The following is a 17037-nucleotide window of genomic DNA, read 5'->3' as shown; positions in this document are numbered from 1 at the left end:
CCCCCACCGGCGCGAGCCGTGAACCGTCTCTGCCCCGCGGCGAGCGGTTTAGGTGGAGGGGCGGGGAGGGGCCATCCCGCGAAGCGGCCCACCGGCCCGCACCGGTGCGTGTGCCGGAGCGAGGGGTGGGGCTCCGCGTGGGGGCCGCCCCCTTGCCCACCCGTCCCGCCCCCGGGGGGCGGCCCCGCTGCCCAAGGCGGCTCGGGGCCAGGGGGCAAGGGGGGCAGAGGGGCAAGGGTTTAAGCGGCTGCCCTGAGGCGAAAGCCCGTGCGTGTCGGGCGAACCGCCCGATCTCCGCACGCTCACTCCCTCACCCCACCACCCCCGCCAGATCCACCCGTACCCCCGCATGGTCCGAAGGCCACACGCCGTCCACCGGGCCGTGCCCGAAGCGGGCCACCGCGTGCACCGCGCCCAGCCCGCCCGGGCCCGGCACGCCCAGGTGCACGTAGTCGATCCGGGTGCTCGGTCCCGGCGTGTGGTACCCGTTCGTGGCGTCCCAGGTGGCCCAGGGCGCTCCCGGTTCCGCGTACTCCCACGCGTCCACGAAGCACTGTCCGGGCACCGGCGGCGCGGTCTTGTAGCCGCCGAGCAGCCGGATCTCGTCCGAGTCGGGCCAGGCGTTGAAGTCCCCGGCGACCACCGGCGGGAACGGCCCGTGACCCCGGTGCTCCGCCACGAAACGATGCAGGGCACGCACCTGCGCGCAGCGCGTCGCCGAGTCGTACACGGCCGAGTTGAGGTGCGTGGTGAACACCGGGACCGGCCCGGCGGGGGATTCCACCCGGGCGTACAGCGCCATGCGCCCGTTGTCCACGGCGCCGTCGGCGGGCAGCCGCACCGTCGCTTCCTCGCCGATCGGCCACCGGCTGAGGACGGCCACCCCGATGTCCGAGGTGTCCGCTTCGGTGCGCCGCTGCCAGTGGTGCGGCTCGGCGAACCGCGCCCACGTCCAGTGCTCCAGGCCCAGTTCCTGCGCCAGCCAGCCGGCCAGGTTCTCGTCGCCGTTCGCCCAGACCTCCTGAAGGGTGATCACATCCGCCCGCTGCTCGCGCAGGACGGCGAGTATCGCTTTCCGGCGGGCGTCCCACGGACCGAAACGCCACCACAGATTCCATGTCAGTACGCGCATGAGGCGAACGTACCGCTCCGCCCTCCGCCGCGAATCCGAGGGGCGAACGTGCGAACCAGGTGAAGGATCCATGCGTCTCCTGTATCGGCGATTCACCACACCCGGCCCGCCAACCACCTTGTCCACAGGGGGAGTTACACCATGCAGACCGCCACACGCGCCGCACTGGGTGCGGCACTCGCCGCCGCCCTCACCGCCCTGACCCTGCCGTCGACCACCGCCGCGCCCGCAGCCGCGCCCCGGACCGAGAAGGTCAGCGTCGGCTCCGGCGGGGCCGAGGCCGACCAGGGTGCGACGGGCGCGGCCCTCAGCGGCGACGGCCGCTACGTCGTCTTCGAGTCCGCCGCCGCCAACCTCGTCCCCGGCGACACCAACGGCGTCCCGGACGTCTTCGTGCGCGACCTGCGCAAGGGGACGACCGTCCGCGTGTCCACCCGCGCCGACGGGTCCCAGGCCGACGGCGCCTCCACGGACCCGGCGATCAGCGCGGACGGCAGCCACATCGGCTTCTCCTCGGACGCCGCCGACCTCGCCCCGGGAAGCACCGGCGGCCGGACCCACGGGTACGTCAAGAACCTCCGCACCGGGGCCGTCGAGCGGATCGACGACGCCGTCGCCGCCGGCTACGACACCTCGTCCGGAGTGCGGCTGAGCGCCGACGGCCGGTACGCGGCCTTCTCGGCCTCGCGGTCGGAGCACTCCTTCGAGCCCGACCAGTACAGCCGGGCGTACCGCCTCGACCGGAAGACGGGGGAGGCGGTACGGATCAGCGAGCCGTCGACGGTGGCGCGTGAGCGGGCGGTGAAGTCGGTCTCGATCAGCGGCGACGGGCAGCGGGTCGCGTACCAGTTCTTCTTCCCGCACCCCTCGCGCGGCGACTGGAGCGACATCCACGTCCGTGACGTACCGACCGGGAAGTTGTACGAGGCGGACAAGCCGCCCGCCGGGACGACCTCCGACGCGCAGTCCGAGGACACGCAGCTCAGTCCCGACGGCCGGTACGTGGTGTTCGGCTCGCTGGACTCCAAGCTCACCCCGGACGACACCAACGGAGCGCACAACGTGCACATCCGGGACCTGAAGACCGGCGCGGTGCGGCGCGTCGACGCCGTGAACAAGGCAGACCACACCTCTCTCGGCGCGCTCAGCGCCGACGGCCGGTACCTGGCGTTCAACAGCTCCGCAGCCGCCGACACCCACCACGTCGGCCAGGTGCACCTGCGCGACCTCAAGACCGGATCCACCCGCCTGGTCAGCGCCAACGCCACCGGGGCGCCCAGCAAGGAGGGTGCGTACGGTGCGGCGATCGACGCCCACGGCACGCGCGTCGCCTTCGGCTCGTACTCCTCGGACCTGGTGCCGGGCGACACGCACGACAGCACCCAGGTCTACGTACGCCACCTGGGCTGACCCCCGCCGCTTCCACCGCCCCCCCGCCGCCTCCACCGCCCCCCGCCGCCCGAGCGGCCCGCATCCTGAGACGCCCTGAGACACGGGGGCAGCCGTGTGCCAGACTGCCCCCGTGTCCTCGTACGCCATGATTATCGGCAGCAGGCGCGCCGGTCCGCAGTGACCGTCCCGTACACCCACCACCCCGTACGGCACGGCGCTCAGCTCCAGACCCGCGCGCAGACCTCTCGCACCCGCGAGGGGTTTTTTCGTTTTACGGCCCCAACCGGGCCGAGGACGGGGCGCACGCGAGGATGGGGGCAAGTGGAGCCAGCCATTCCGCAGCCTGGGAGCCACCCCGGGATCCGACAGGAGTCACACCGCATGACCGCAGAGAGCCTTGAGAGCAGCTTCCACGTCTTCGACACCACGCTGCGCGACGGCGCGCAGCGCGAGGGGATCAACCTCACCGTCGCCGACAAGCTGGCCATCGCCCGTCATCTGGACGACTTCGGGGTGGGCTTCATCGAGGGCGGCTGGCCGGGTGCCAACCCCCGCGACACCGAGTTCTTCGCCCGCGCGCAGAAGGAGATCACCTTCCGCAACGCCGAGTTGGTGGCCTTCGGCGCCACCCGCCGCCCGGGGGCGAAGGCCTGCGACGACCCCCAGGTCAACGCGCTGCTGGCGTCCGGCGCCCCGGTGATCACCCTGGTCGCCAAGTCGCACGACCGGCACGTCGAGCTGGCGCTGCGCACGACGCTGGACGAGAACGTCGCGATGGTCCGCGACACCGTCTCCTACCTGCGCGAGCAGGGCCGCCGCGTCTTCGTCGACTGCGAGCACTTCTTCGACGGGTACCGGGCGAACCCCGAGTACGCGAAGGCGGTCGTGCGGGCCGCCGCCGAGTCCGGTGCGGAGGTCGTCATCCTCTGCGACACCAACGGCGGCATGCTCCCCGCCCAGATCCAGGCCGTCGTCGCCACCGTCCTCGCCGACACCGGCGCACGCCTGGGCATCCACGCCCAGGACGACACGGGCTGCGCCGTCGCCAACACCCTCGCCGCCGTCGACGCGGGCGCCACCCACGTCCAGTGCACCGCCAACGGCTACGGCGAGCGCGTCGGCAACGCCAACCTCTTCCCCGTCGTCGCCGCCCTGGAGCTCAAGTACGGCATGCAGGTCCTCCCCGAGGGCTCCCTGCGCGAGATGACCCGCATCTCGCACGCCATCGCCGAGGTCGTCAACCTCACGCCCTCCACCCACCAGCCGTACGTCGGCGTCTCCGCCTTCGCGCACAAGGCCGGACTGCACGCCTCCGCGATCAAGGTCGACCCGGACCTTTACCAGCACATCGACCCCGACCTGGTCGGCAACCGCATCCGGATGCTCGTCTCCGACATGGCGGGCCGCGCCTCCATCGAGCTCAAGGGCAAGGAGCTCGGCGTCGACCTCGGCGACGACCGCGAGCTGGCCGGCCGCGTCGTCGACCGCGTCAAGGCGCGCGAGCTCAAGGGCTACACGTACGAGGCCGCCGACGCCTCCTTCGAGCTGCTGCTGCGCGAGGAGGCGGAAGGGCGGGCCCGCCGCTACTTCCGCACCGAGTCCTGGCGGGCCATCGTCGAGGACCGCCCCGACGGCACCCACGCCAACGAGGCCACCGTGAAGCTGTGGGCCAAGGGCGAGCGCATCGTCGCCACGGCGGAGGGGAACGGCCCGGTCAACGCCTTGGACCGGGCGCTGCGCGTCGGCCTGGAGCGCTTCTACCCGCAGCTCGCCAAGCTGGAGCTGGTGGACTACAAGGTCCGCATCCTGGAGGGCACGCACGGCACCGAGTCCACCACCCGCGTGCTGATCACCACCGGCGACGGCAGCGGCGAGGGCGGCGGCGCCTGGTCGACGGTCGGCGTCGCGGAGAACGTCATCGCCGCGTCCTGGCAGGCGCTGGAGGACGCGTACACGTACGGACTGCTGCGTGCGGGCGTCGAGCCGACCGAGTAGTGCGGAATACGGCCGAACCGGTTCAATGAGCAACGAGTAAGCGCTCGTTCACCCTGAGTCAAGGGTGGCGAACCCGTCAGGTCTGCAGCCGAACAAGCCATCTCCGGGGTCCGGGGGTGCACAGGGGCAAGCGGAACCGTTCAACTGTTCCCCGGCCGCCACGGATTTCACATGGGTCACACCGTGCACTTCCGTAACAGCCGCCTATTGCTCGGTGCATCCCTATCCACGGAGAGGACGTGACGACGATGAAGAAGACCTACGTCAAGCCGTCGCTGTTCAACCAGGGCGACTTCAGCAAGAAGACCGCGGGCATGTTCTATGCCTCGTGCAAGGAATTCTGGTCCCGCAAGCTCTGTATCTGAGCAGACGGGTAACTGAGTGATGAAGATGCCCGGTCACCTGCACCTGCGTGACTTCTTCGTGGTCCTTCCGGACACCGCCGAAGGCGAGGCGGCGGCCGGGCATCTTCGCTCGGCGGCGCCGGATGCCCAGGCGCCGGATGCCCAGGCGCCGGATGCCCCCGAGGCCGTACAAGCCCCTGACGCCTTGGAAACCCCCGACGCCTTCGAGGTCGTCCCGCACCCCTCCGGCCGGCCCTGGATCCTCGCCCGGCTTCTCGTACGGAAGCTGGTCCACGTCACGCGGGGCGACGACGCCCTCGTCCTGATCGGCCCGAACGAGATCCCCGCCGCGACCCTGGATGCCGTACTCGGCCCGGCCCGCAGCACCCCCGACCTGCACCGGCGGCTCACCGCCCTGCCGGGCCTCAGCCATGTCGTCTCCCGTACGGGGGGCGAGACGTGCGTACGGGGCACGGCCTCCGGCCACCGCCGCGTCTACCACGCCGCACACGCGGGCGGACGCGTCGCCTCCGACCGGCCCGCCGTCCTCGCGCACCTCACCGGCGCCGACCTCGACGACGGCGCCCTCGCGCTGCGCCTCCTGGACTTCGTACCGCACCCGCTGCGGGAACGGCCGCTCTGGCAGGGCGTCCAGGAGATCGACCCGGCGTACGCGCTGCTGCTCCGCGACGGCGGCGCGCCCCACTCCGGCAGTACCTGTTCAGTGCGCCGCTGGTGGCTGCCGCCCGAGCCCCGGCTCACCGCGGCCGAAGGCGCCCCGCGCGTCGCCGCCGCGCTCGCCGCTTCCGTCGCCGCGCACCTGCACGGACGTACCCGGGTCAGCGGCGAACTCTCCGGCGGAATGGACTCCACCGCCGTCACCTTCCTCGCCCAGCAGGCCGGCGCGCAGGACGTCACGCTGCTCACCGTGGCCGCCCGCGACGACCGCTCCGAGGACCAACTCTGGGCGGAACGCGGCGTGTTGGCGGCCCGCGAAGCCGCCGATGCCGACGGCGGCTCCCGCAAGATCGAGCACCGGATCGTCCCCGCCGAGGACGCGCCCCTCTTCTACGCCGACCTGGCGGGCACCGGCGGCGAACTCCTCGACGAACCCTTCCCCGTCGCACCCGCCCGCGCCCGCGCCGCCATGCTGCTCGGACGCGCCGCCGCCACCGGCTCCGAGTACCACCTCACCGGCTACGGAGGCGACGAACTCTTCAACGGACTCGCCTCCGCCTGCCAGGACCTCCTGCCCGCCAAGCCCCTCAAGGCCTGGAACCGGATGAGCGCCCTGCGCCACCAGTCCGGCTGGCCCCTGCTGCCGACCCTGCGCGGCATGCTCTTCCCGCCCGCCTTCGGGAAGTGGCTCGCCGGTTCACTTGTCGACACCGCGACCGCCGACGCCCGTACCCCGCAGGTCTCCTGGGGGATGCGCCAGGCCGTGCGGCCCTGGCTCACCGCGCGGGCGCGGGAGCTGATCCGCGAGGAGTTCCGTAGAGCGGCACAGGGCGCGCGGCCCATCGCGCCCCGCCCCGGCCGCCACATGGACATCGACACCGTCCGCCTCGGCGCCCGCTACTTCCAGTCCATGGAGGACCTGGGCGCCGGACTCGGGCTGCCCGTCGCGGCGCCCCTCTTCGACGACCGGGTGATCGAGGCCGTACTGGCGGTACGGGTCGAGGACCGGGTCGTCCCCTGGCGCTACAAGCCACTCCTCGTCGAGGCGATGCGCGACGTGGTCCCCGCGCACCTCCTCGCCCGTACGACGAAGGACGACATGTCCGCCGACGACGTCCAGGGACTGCGCGCACACGCCCCGGAGATACGGGACCTGTGGACCGACTCGCTCCTGGCCGAACGCGGCCTGATCGACGCGCAGCAGCTCCGCCGCCTCGCCGACGACCCGTTCTCGCCGGTGCTCCAGCAGTACCCCATCGACGCCACGGTGTCCTGCGAGGCGTGGCTGCGCACGGCGCAGGGCGCCTGGCCGGACACCCCTGTGAACACCCGAACACCCCTGTGAACACCCGGACACCCCTGTGACCCCGGACACCCCTGTGACCCCGGGCATCCCCGTGAACAGTGAGGCCAACTCGTGACCCAACAGCTCCGGCTCCGCAAGGGCATAGCCGTCACCACCACCGAGTACGGCGGCGTCCTGCTCGACGAGAAGGACGGCACCTACTGGCAGTTGAACGAGTGCGGCACCCTCGTCGTGACCGCGATCTCCGAGGGGAGAACCCCCTCCGACGCCGTCGAGCAGCTCCTCGCCGAGTACGACGTGGAGCGCACCGAGGCGGAGGCGGACGTCGCCGAACTGACCGAGCAGCTCATCAGGGCGAAGATCGTCACCCCGGCCGGCGGCCCCCGATGACCACCGAGATGACCATGCCCCGGCGCGGCGCGGGCCCCGGCGGCCTCAGGCTCCGCACCGCCGTCGCGGCGGCCCTCCTCCTCGCCAGGCTCACCCCGGGCCGCCTGCGCCAGGTGCTGACCCTGCTCGGCCGGGGCGCGCGCCCCGCCTCGTACGAGCAGACCCTTCAGACGTACCGGTCCGTGGTCGCGACCAGCCGCAAGTGCGCGGGCTGGTACGGCTGCCTGCCCCGCTCGATCGCGATCGCCCTGGCCTGCCGCATGTCGGGCACCTTCCCCGACTGGCACGCGGGCGTCCGCGACGCCCCGCCGTTCCAGCCGCACGCGTGGGTCGCGGCGGGCGGCAGGACCGTCGGCGAGGACCTGCACGACTTCCGTCCGCTGATGAAGGTGACGGCGGGTGGCAGGTAGGACCGTGGAAGGGGTGAACTCCCGTCCGCTGAAGCTCCTTCGGGCCCGCACCCGCCCCCACTGGAAGCTGCTCCTGTGCGGCGGACTGCTCTCCCTCGTCGGGGCGGCGGCCGGACTCGTCATGCCGATGGCGGCGAAGTACGCCGTCGACGCCTTCGGCGGCGGACGCCCCACCACCGGCCCGCTCGTCGCGCTCGGCGCCGTCGTCATCGTCGGCGCGCTGCTCGCCGCGGGCGGCCGCTATCTGATGGCCCGCACCGGCGAAGCCGTCGTCCTGCGGGCCCGGCGCCGCCTCGTCGGCCGGATGCTGCGGCTCAAGGTCGCATCCGTCGACCGGCTGACCCCCGGAGACCTGCTCTCCCGCGCCACCGGCGACACGACCCTCCTGCACACCGTCCTCTCGCGCAGCATCGTCGAAGCCGCGAGCGGCGTCCTGGTGCTGACCGGGACGGTCGTCCTGATGGCCGTCGTGGACCTGCTCCTGCTCGGCGTCACCGTGCTCGTCCTGCTCGTCTCCGCCGGTGTGCTCGCGCTCCTCATGCCGCGCATCCAGCGCGCCCAGCTCCAGGCACAGGAAGCCGTCGGCGCGATGGGCTCGCTCCTCGACCGCTCGCTCCAGGCCTTCCGTACGGTCAAGGCGAGCGGCATCGAGGACCGCGAGGCGGCAGCCATCGGCGAGGCGGCGAAGACCGCCCACGACCGGGGCGTCACCGTGGCCCGCTGGACCTCGGTCTCCGAGATCGCGATGTTCCTCGCCACCCAGCTCGCCTTCCTCGCCGTACTGGGGGTGGGCGGCGCCCGCGTCGTCTCCGGGGCGATGGAGGTCTCCTCCCTCATCGCCTTCCTGCTGTACGTATTCGGCCTGATGGGCCCGCTCGGCCAGCTCACCGACGGCTGGACCGGCCTGAACACCGGCCTCGCGGCGGTCCGCCGCATCGACGAGATCGAATCCCTGCCGGGGGAGCGGCCCGCGACGGCACCCGCGGACGGACCCCAACTCCCGCCCCTCTCCGTCGAGTTCACCGACGTGACCTTCGGCTACGACGACGCACGCCCGCCCGCCCACCACGGCGTCACCTTCACCGCCCCGCCCGGCAGCCTCACCGCGCTCGTCGGCCCGTCCGGCGCGGGCAAGACCACCGTCTTCGCCCTCCTGGAACGCTTCTACGCCCACGACTCCGGGACCCTCACCGTCGGTGGCCGCGACATCCGCGACTGGCCGCTCACCGAACTCCGCGCCGCCCTCGCCTACGTCGAACAGGACGCCCCCGTCCTCGCCGGCACCCTCCGCGACAACCTCCTCCTGGCCGCCCCCACCGCCACCCCCGCCGCACTCGCCCACGCGCTCACCCGCACCCGCCTCGACGACCTCGTCGCCCGCCTCCCCGAGGGCCTCGACACCCAGGTCGGCCACCGCGGCGTCATGCTCTCCGGCGGCGAACGCCAGCGCGTCGCCCTCGCCCGCGCCCTCCTCCGCAGACCCAGCCTGCTCCTCCTCGACGAGGTCACCTCCCAGCTCGACGCCGTCAACGAGGAACGCCTGCGCGAGGTCATCGTCGAGCTCAGCCGCGACACGACGGTCCTGGTCATCGCCCACCGGCTGTCCACGGTCGTACGGGCGGACCGCATCGTCGTCATGGAGGCGGGCCGGGTCCGCGCGACGGGCAGCCACGACGAGCTCGTCCGCACCGACACCCTGTACGCGGAACTGGCGGCGACCCAGTTCACCACCGCAGCCTCGCTCACCCTGAGTTGAGATTCCGTGACCCCGCGCAACTCGTGCATGTTCGGATACATCGGGTAGCGTCGGACACATGAGGACCAGGCCGTTTTCCGTCATATCGGCCCTCGCCGGGTCGACGCTCCTGCTGCTGCTCCCGCTCGCCTCGGTGGCCGCCGCCGCCACCGGTACGACCGAGGCGGGCGACGCCCTGAAGAAGAGCCCGGTGTACGTGGCCGATGCGGCCAGGAGCCAGCTCTCCCAGGCCGACCAGGACGCCCTCGCCCAGAAGATCAAGGACGCGGACAAGCCCCTCTTCGTGGCGGTCCTCCCGCAGAGCCCCGAATTCCCGCCGACGTCCGTACGCGGCAACCTCCGCAACGCGACCGGCGTCACCGGCGTCTACGCGGTCCGCCTCGGCGACGGCTTCGAGGCGGGCGCCGACCCGCGCTCGCTGCCCCGCGCCTCGGTCCGCAACCTGGTCACGGCGGCCAAGACCCCGGCGGGCCTGGACGCGGCCACCCAGCTCAACACCTTCGTCGACCAGGCGCTCCCGCAGATCAAGGGACACGCCCCGGCGTCCTGGGACGGCGGCTCGGGCGGCAGCACCGGCGTCGGTGTACTGGCCGGGATCGGTGCGGTAGCGGTCGTGGCGGGCGCCGGCGGCTACGTCCTCGTACGCCGCAGCCGCAAGCGCAAGGAGGAAGAGCGCCTGGCGTCCCTCCGCAAGCTGACGGTCGTCGTCGACGAGGACATCACCGCCTACGGCGAAGAGCTCGACCGCCTCGACTTCCACCCCTCGGAGCCGGGTGCGACGGACGAGATGCGCGCGGACTACGAGCACGCACTCGACCTCTACGAGACCGCCAAGTCCCGCATGGCGGCCGTCGAGCAGCCCAATGACGTACGAGGCGTGACGGAAGCCCTCGAAGACGGCCGCTACTCCCTCGCCGTCCTGGACGCCCGCCGCACCGGAGCGCCGGTCCCCGAGCGCCGCTCCCCGTGCTTCTTCGACCCCCGCCACGGACCCTCGGTCGCCGACGCGACCTGGACGCCGCCGGGCGGCGCGGCCCGCGAGGTCCCGGTCTGCGCGGCCGACGCGGCCCGCATCGCCGACGGCCTGGACCCCGCCGTCCGTACGGTCGACACGGCCGACGGCCGCCGCCCCTACTACGACGCGGGCCCCGCCTACGGCCCCTGGGCGGGCGGCTACTTCGGCGGCGGCATGCTCCCCGGCCTCCTGATGGGCACCATGCTCGGCTCCATGCTCTCCTCGCCCGCCTACGCGTCGGACTACGGCGCGGGCACCGGCTTCGACGACTCCGCCGGAGCGGGCTTCGAAGGCGGCGACGTCTCGGGCTCGGACTTCGACCCGTCGGGCTTCGGCGGAGGCGACTTCGGCGGTGGCGGGGACTTCGGAGGCGGAGGCGGAGGCGGGGACTTCGGAGGCGGCGGCTTCTAGCCCACGCTCCCCAGGCGGCGGCTTCTGGCCCGCGCTCCGGACCGCGTGTCAGCCCGCGTTCTTGATCGCGGAGATGTCGAAGCTCAGCTTGATCTTGTCGCTGACGAGGACGCCGCCCGCCTCCAGCGCCGCGTTCCACGTCAGGCCCCAGTCCGAGCGCAGGAGCGTCGTCGAGCCCTCGAAGCCGACGCGCTCGTTGCCGAAGGGGTCGGTGGCCGTGCCGTTGAACTCCAGGTCGATGGAGAGCGGGCGCGTCACGTCCTTGATCGTCAGGTCACCGGTGATCCGGTAGTCCTCGCCGCCCAGCTGCTCCGCCTTCGTCGAGCGGAAGGTCATCTCGGGGAAGGCCTCCACGTCGAAGAAGTCCGCGCTGCGCAGGTGGTTGTCGCGGTCCTCGGCGCCCGTGTCGATGCTGGCCATGCGGACGGTGAGGGCGGCCTCCGAGGCGGCCGGGTCCGAGCCGTCCAGCTTCAGGGTGCCTTCGACGTCGGTGAAGGAGCCCCGCACGTTGGTGACCATCGCGTGGCGGGCCGTGAAGCCGATCCTGCTGTGGCTCGGGTCGATCGTGTACTCGCCGGTCAGGGCGGCCAGGGCCGGGTCCACGGCGGTGGGCGTGGTGGTGTTGTCGGTGGCGTCGTTGTCGTTGCGGCGGCCGAAGAGACCCATGGCGTTCCTCCTGGGGGAGTGGGGCGGTGCTCGTTGGATGAGAGTTTGTTGAAGGTTCAATGAGCTTCAACAGGGACGACCCTAGCGCGATGATGTTCAACTTTCAACCTTTACGATCGGGTAGTCGTCGGAATTCAGCCGTTCGGCCCACGGCGTTCCGCTTGGACTTCCGGGCGGCGATTGTTGGACTGCCGGGAGCGGAGGGGTCCGATGCCGTTGACGGGGCCCCTGGGTGCGGGCTTACTCAGGCCCCATGTCGCGAAGATTCCGTGCGTCGTGCGCCCTCGCCGCCGCCTCAGCCGTCGTATTCGCCCTCGCCGGGCCGGCCCTGCCGGGGGTTGCCGCGCCGGTGCCCGGGCCCGGCGCCGACACCGCCGTCATACAGTCCGCCCAGCTGTCCGTCACCGTCGCCAAGGACTTCCCGCGTGTCGTGTCGTACACCGACCGTGCGGGAGGGGGCCGGCTCCTGGGCAGTACACGGCCGGTGACGTCCGTCGTGCTCAACGGGACCGCGTACCCCGTGCAGGTCCAGGCCGCACCCGTGGTCCGGGCCGGTTCCGCCGCGTACACCCTCGTCTTCCCCTCCCTGTCCGGCGTCGAGATCGACGCCACGCTGTCCGTCAGCGGCCGGGCCACCACCTTCAAGATCACGGCGGTACGGGACACCGAGGCGTTCCGCGTCGGCACGCTCGACATACCCGGGCACGACCTCGTGTCGGTGGGGAGCGGTGAGGCGGGCGCCGAGACCGCCTTCACCCGGCTCGACCCCGACTCGACGCGGACGGCCGACGTCTTCGCGAAGGTCACCGGCGCGACCCCCGCCGACGCGGCACCCGTCGGCGCCTCGTACGGCATCGTGAACACCGGCTCCCTCGCCGCCGCCGTCGAGTCCAACTCCTCGTACGACAAGCCCGGCGGCGCCACCGCCAAGGACGGCGCCCGCCTCTGGCACCGGGCGACCAAGGGCGAGGACGGCAGCGTCCGGGTCGGGGTGTGGTCCGGTCGGTGGACGTACCGGGGCGAAGGGGCCGCGAAGCCCGAGAGCGGCAAGGACCTGCCGTGGGCGAAGGTCGTCGTGACCCCCGACGCGAACGCGGACGGACAAGTGGACTGGCAGGACGGGGCGGTCGCCTTCCGGTCCATCGGGATCGAGGCGCCCGGCGCGAAGGAGACCCCGGACCGGGTCGTCACCCACATTCCGTTCAACTTCGCCAGCCAGGCGACCCACCCCTTCCTCCGCACCCTCGACGACGTCAAGCGCGTCTCGCAGGCGACCGACGGGCTCGGCCAGCTCGCCGTGCTCAAGGGGTACGGGTCCGAGGGGCACGACTCCGCGCACCCCGACTACGGCGGCAACTACAACAAGCGCGCCGGTGGGCTCACCGACCTCAACAAGCTGCTCAAGGGCGGCAAGAAGTGGGGTGCGACCTTCGGCGTGCACGTCAACGCCACCGAGTCGTACCCCGAGGCGAAGGCCTTCGACGAGAAGCTCGTCGACAAGACGAAACCCGGCTGGAACTGGCTCAATCAGAGCTACTACATGGACCAGCGCCGCGACATCAACAGCGGTGATCTGGCCCGCAGGTTCCAGCAACTGAGGGACGAGACCGACCGCAATCTCAGCCTGCTCTACATCGACGTCTACTACTCGCACGGCTGGATCGCCGACAAGACGATGCAGGCGGTGCAGCGGCAGGGCTGGAACGTCGCCACCGAGTGGGCCGACAAGTTCGAGCACGCATCCCTCTGGTCGCACTGGGCCAACGACCTCAATTACGGCGGCAAGACCAACAAGGGCCTCAACTCGCAGATCATCCGGTTCATCCGCAACGGCGAGAAGGACATCTGGAACGACCACCCGATCCTCGGCCAGACCGCCATCGAGGAGTTCGAGGGCTGGACGGGCGAGACGGACTTCCAGGCCTTCTCCGCCAACATCTGGCAGCGCAACCTGCCCGCCAAGTTCCTCCAGCACCAGAGGATCCAGCACTGGGAGAAGGACCGCATCGACTTCACCGGGGGAGTGCGCGGCGCCGTCGAGAACGGCAAGCGCGCCTTCTACGTGGGTGACGCGAAGGTCCTCGACGGGGAGAACTACCTCCTCCCGTGGGACGGCGGCAAGAAGCTCTACCACTACAACAAGGCCGGGGGGACGACCACTTGGAGCGTTCCCGCACAGTTCAAGAACACCGGGTCCTTCACCGTCAGCAGGCTCACCGACAACGGCCGGGTGAAGACCGCCACCGTCCCGGTGAAGGACGGCAAGGTGACGCTGCGGGCGACCGCCGGTCAGCCGTACGTGCTGTACCCGGCAGGCCGTACCCCCGCCGCGCCCGACGCGAAATGGGGCGAGGGCGGCAAGGTCGCCGACCCCGGCTTCAACGACGCGAAGCTCGCTGACTGGCGTACGAGCGGCAAGGCCGTCCGCGACACCGACAGTCAGGGCCGCAACAGCGCAGCCCTCTCCGGCACCGCCGCCGCCTCCCTCTCGCAGCGCATCACCGGCCTCGAAGCGGGGCAGCGCTACACCGCGTCCGCCTGGGTCGAGGTGCAGCCCGGAGCCTCCCGGCGCACGACGATGACCGTCGGAGGCAAGGAGGTCGCCGTCGAGCGCTCCACCGCCCAGGAACGGACCGCCGCCAACGACTGGCACGGCACCTACTTCCAGCGCGCCAAGGTCAACTTCACCGCCCCGGCCGACGGCACCGCCACCCTCAACTTCCATACGGAGAAGGCCACGTCGGGCGTACGCGTGCGCATCGACGACGTACGCCTCGTCGCCAACGCCCCGACCGTCAAGCCGGGCGCCCTCGTCCACGACGACTTCGAAGCCGTCGACCAGGGCTGGGGCCCCTTCTTCAAGGGCGACGCGGGCGGCGACACCGACCCCCGCACCCACATCGCCCAGAAGAACGCCCCGTACACCCAGGCCGGCTGGAACGGAAAGCGCATCGACGACGTCCTCGGCGGCAAGGAGTCGCTGAAGTCCCACGAGGAGAACGACGGGCTCGTCTACCGCACCGCCCCGTGGACCGTCCCCATGAAGGACGGCCACCGCTACAAGGTCGAGTTCGACCACCAGTCGAGCCACGCCGGGGCCTACGAGTGGATCACCGGGTACGACCGGATCGGTGCCGACGGCAAGAGCGCGTCCGTCGAGACCCGCCGCACCCCGATCGCCGAACAGCGCACCACCGCCCGCCTCGCCGAGACGGTCACCGCGGGCTGCGGCGACACCTGGGTGGGCCTGCGCAAGAAGGCCGGAGCACCCGAGGGCGCCGACTTCGTCCTCGACGACTTCACCGTCACCGACCTGGGCCCGGCCACCGAGCGCGCCGCCTGCGGCAACCTCGCCCTGACCCCGGCCGCCGGAGCCCTCGAACCCGGCCAGAAGCACGAGGTCACCTCCACCTTCACCCACTACGGGACGACCCCCGCCACCGACGTCGCCCTCACCCTCGGTCTCCCCGAGGGCTGGCAGGCCGAGCCCGCGGGACCCGTCGCCTTCCCGGCCGTCGCCCCCGGCGCCAAGGTCACGGGAAGCTGGCAGGTCACCCCGCCGGTGGACGCCAAGTACCAGGCGTACGAGCTGAGTTCGGCCGCCGCGTACACCGCGGGCGGGGCCGCCCGCAAGCTCGCCGCCACCGCGAGCGTCCGCACCCTCCCGCCGCCGCCCGCCAAGGACGCGTACGCCGGCGACCTCGACTGGACGTCCATGGAGAACGGCTGGGGTCCCGCAGAGAAGGACATGTCGAACGGGGAGACCGCCCCCGGCGACGGCAAGCCGCTCACCCTCAACGGCACCGTCCACGCCAAGGGCCTCGGCACCGCGTCACCCGGCAGGATCCGCTACTACCTGGGCGGCAGGTGCACCTCCTTCACCGCACAGGTCGGCCTCGACGACGTCCAGAGCAGCCGGGGCAGCGTGCAGTTCGGCGTGCTCGCCGACGGTAAGGAGAAGGTGAAGTCGCCGGTGCTGCGCGGGGCCGACCCGGGGTGGGCGCTCACCGCCGACGTGACGGGCGCGAAATACGTCGACCTGGTGACCGGGGACGGCGGCGACGGCCCCGGCAACGACCATGCCGACTGGGGTGACGCACGCTTCCACTGCGGCGGCTGAGGCGGGCGGTGCGGTGTGCGGCCACGCGACGAGTGCCGCACGCCACACCGAGCCTCTTTGTCGGACCTTTACAACGCGCGACCCTCAGGACCAGGCGATTCCCCCGCTTCCCGACATGGTTCTGTGCAGGGTCCACAGGAGAACGGTCCGGAGACTGTACAAAGTCGACGGACCGTTTTCTTGGTGCCTTTCGTAGGGTCGACACATGACCGTTTTGGATACTCCGGGTGAGCCCACCGACTCCCGCGGCCGGGTGGCCGAGCTGCACGCGTTGCGTGAGCAGGCTGTGCGGGGCCCGAGCGAGCGGGCGACCGAGGCGCAGCACGCGAAGGGCAAGCTGACTGCCCGTGAGCGGATCGAGCTGCTGCTCGACCCGGATTCCTTCCGGGAGGTCGAGCAGTTGCGGCGTCACCGGGCGACCGGTTTCGGGCTGGAGAGCAAGAAGCCGTACACCGACGGTGTGATCACCGGGTGGGGGACGGTGGAGGGCCGGACGGTCTTCGTGTACGCGCACGATTTCCGGATCTTCGGGGGTGCGCTGGGTGAGGCGCATGCGACGAAGATCCACAAGATCATGGACATGGCCATCTCGGCCGGTGCGCCGTTGGTGTCGCTGAACGACGGTGCGGGCGCCCGTATCCAGGAGGGCGTCTCGGCGCTTGCCGGGTACGGGGGGATCTTCCAGCGCAATACGCGTGCTTCGGGTGTGATCCCGCAGATCAGTGTGATGCTCGGCCCGTGCGCGGGCGGCGCCGCCTACAGCCCCGCGCTCACCGACTTCGTGTTCATGGTCCGTGAGACGTCGCAGATGTTCATCACCGGTCCGGACGTGGTGCGTGCGGTGACGGGTGAGGAGATCACCCAGAACGGTCTGGGCGGCGCGGACGTGCACGCGGAGACGTCGGGTGTGGCGCACTTCGCGTACGACGACGAGGAGACCTGCATCGCCGAGGTCCGTTACCTCATCTCGATGCTGCCCTCGAACAACCGGGAGAACCCGCCCACCGTCGCCTCCGAGGACCCCGCCGACCGGCGGGGCGACGTCCTGCTCGACCTGGTCCCGGCCGACGGCAACCGCCCGTACGACATGCGCAAGGTCATCGAGGAACTCGTCGACGACGGCGACTACCTCGAAATCCACGAACGCTGGGCCACCAACATCCTCTGCGCCCTGGCCCGCCTCGACGGCCAGGTCGTCGGCATCGTCGCCAACCAGCCCCAGTCGCTGGCCGGAGTGCTGGACATCGAAGCCAGTGAAAAAGCTGCCCGGTTCGTCCAGATGTGCGATGCTTTCAACATCCCCATCGTGACGCTGCTCGACGTCCCGGGCTTCCTGCCGGGTGTCGACCAGGAGCACGGCGGGATCATCCGGCACGGGGCGAAGCTGCTGTACGCGTACTGCAACGCCACCGTGCCGCGGAT

General features: G+C 71.5%; 12 protein-coding genes. 10 read left to right on the top strand and 2 right to left on the bottom strand.

The features are described from left to right. Nucleotides 1-310 precede the first annotated feature (310 nt). Entirely contained in the window at nucleotides 311-1132 is an 822-nt protein-coding gene (locus ACWGIG_RS25630) for an endonuclease/exonuclease/phosphatase family protein (RefSeq protein WP_453324017.1), read from the bottom strand. Between the two features lie 141 nt (nucleotides 1133-1273). On the opposite strand from ACWGIG_RS25630, the gene ACWGIG_RS25625 reads away from it, so the two are divergent. The 8 genes from ACWGIG_RS25625 to ACWGIG_RS25590 all read left to right on the top strand — a co-directional run bounded on the left by ACWGIG_RS25625 (nucleotide 1274) and on the right by ACWGIG_RS25590 (nucleotide 10829). Continuing rightward, nucleotides 1274-2542, top strand: coding sequence for a TolB family protein (locus ACWGIG_RS25625; RefSeq protein ID WP_453324016.1), 1269 nt, complete (start codon nucleotides 1274-1276; stop codon nucleotides 2540-2542). A 363-nt stretch (nucleotides 2543-2905) separates the two neighbouring features. Beyond that, nucleotides 2906-4519, top strand: coding sequence for a citramalate synthase (cimA, locus tag ACWGIG_RS25620; RefSeq protein ID WP_453324015.1), 1614 nt, complete (start codon nucleotides 2906-2908; stop codon nucleotides 4517-4519). Between the two features lie 248 nt (nucleotides 4520-4767). Then, nucleotides 4768-4884, top strand: a complete 117-nt coding sequence (locus ACWGIG_RS25615; RefSeq protein WP_362416699.1) for a keywimysin-related RiPP — start codon at nucleotides 4768-4770, stop codon at nucleotides 4882-4884. Between the two features lie 19 nt (nucleotides 4885-4903). Then, nucleotides 4904-6886: an asparagine synthase-related protein gene (locus ACWGIG_RS25610; protein WP_453324014.1), complete on the top strand. Its 1983-nt coding sequence runs from the start codon at nucleotides 4904-4906 to the stop codon at nucleotides 6884-6886. 72 nt (nucleotides 6887-6958) lie between these two features. Further along, nucleotides 6959-7237, top strand: coding sequence for a lasso peptide biosynthesis PqqD family chaperone (locus ACWGIG_RS25605; protein ID WP_453324013.1), 279 nt, complete (start codon nucleotides 6959-6961; stop codon nucleotides 7235-7237). Then, nucleotides 7234-7647 carry a lasso peptide biosynthesis B2 protein gene (locus ACWGIG_RS25600; protein ID WP_453324012.1) on the top strand — a complete coding sequence of 138 codons (414 nt, stop codon included), beginning with the start codon at nucleotides 7234-7236 and terminating at the stop codon, nucleotides 7645-7647. Before ACWGIG_RS25605 ends, ACWGIG_RS25600 begins: the two co-directional genes overlap by 4 nt. A gap of 13 nt (nucleotides 7648-7660) precedes the next feature. Beyond that, nucleotides 7661-9403: an ABC transporter ATP-binding protein gene (locus ACWGIG_RS25595; protein WP_453324011.1), complete on the top strand. Its 1743-nt coding sequence runs from the start codon at nucleotides 7661-7663 to the stop codon at nucleotides 9401-9403. Between the two features lie 58 nt (nucleotides 9404-9461). After that, nucleotides 9462-10829, top strand: a complete 1368-nt coding sequence (locus tag ACWGIG_RS25590; RefSeq protein WP_453324010.1) for a hypothetical protein — start codon at nucleotides 9462-9464, stop codon at nucleotides 10827-10829. Nucleotides 10830-10877: 48 nt separating this feature from the next. Here the strand turns inward: ACWGIG_RS25590 and ACWGIG_RS25585 are convergent, their stop codons facing one another. After that, nucleotides 10878-11495, bottom strand: coding sequence for a YceI family protein (locus tag ACWGIG_RS25585; protein WP_453324009.1), 618 nt, complete (start codon nucleotides 11493-11495; stop codon nucleotides 10878-10880). Between the two features lie 253 nt (nucleotides 11496-11748). On the opposite strand from ACWGIG_RS25585, the gene ACWGIG_RS25580 reads away from it, so the two are divergent. Both ACWGIG_RS25580 and ACWGIG_RS25575 read left to right on the top strand, forming a co-directional pair. Next, on the top strand, nucleotides 11749-15615 hold the full coding sequence (locus ACWGIG_RS25580) for an endo-alpha-N-acetylgalactosaminidase family protein (protein ID WP_453324008.1): 3867 nt from the start codon (nucleotides 11749-11751) through the stop codon (nucleotides 15613-15615). A gap of 205 nt (nucleotides 15616-15820) precedes the next feature. Continuing rightward, nucleotides 15821-17037 (top strand): acyl-CoA carboxylase subunit beta (locus ACWGIG_RS25575; RefSeq protein WP_453324007.1); only part of this gene is annotated, 1217 nt, incomplete at its 3' end.

Source organism: Streptomyces sp. NPDC054863 (assembly GCF_053610825.1).
Note: the sequence above shows the minus strand (reverse complement) of the source record. Positions and strands in the feature narration are given on the sequence as shown.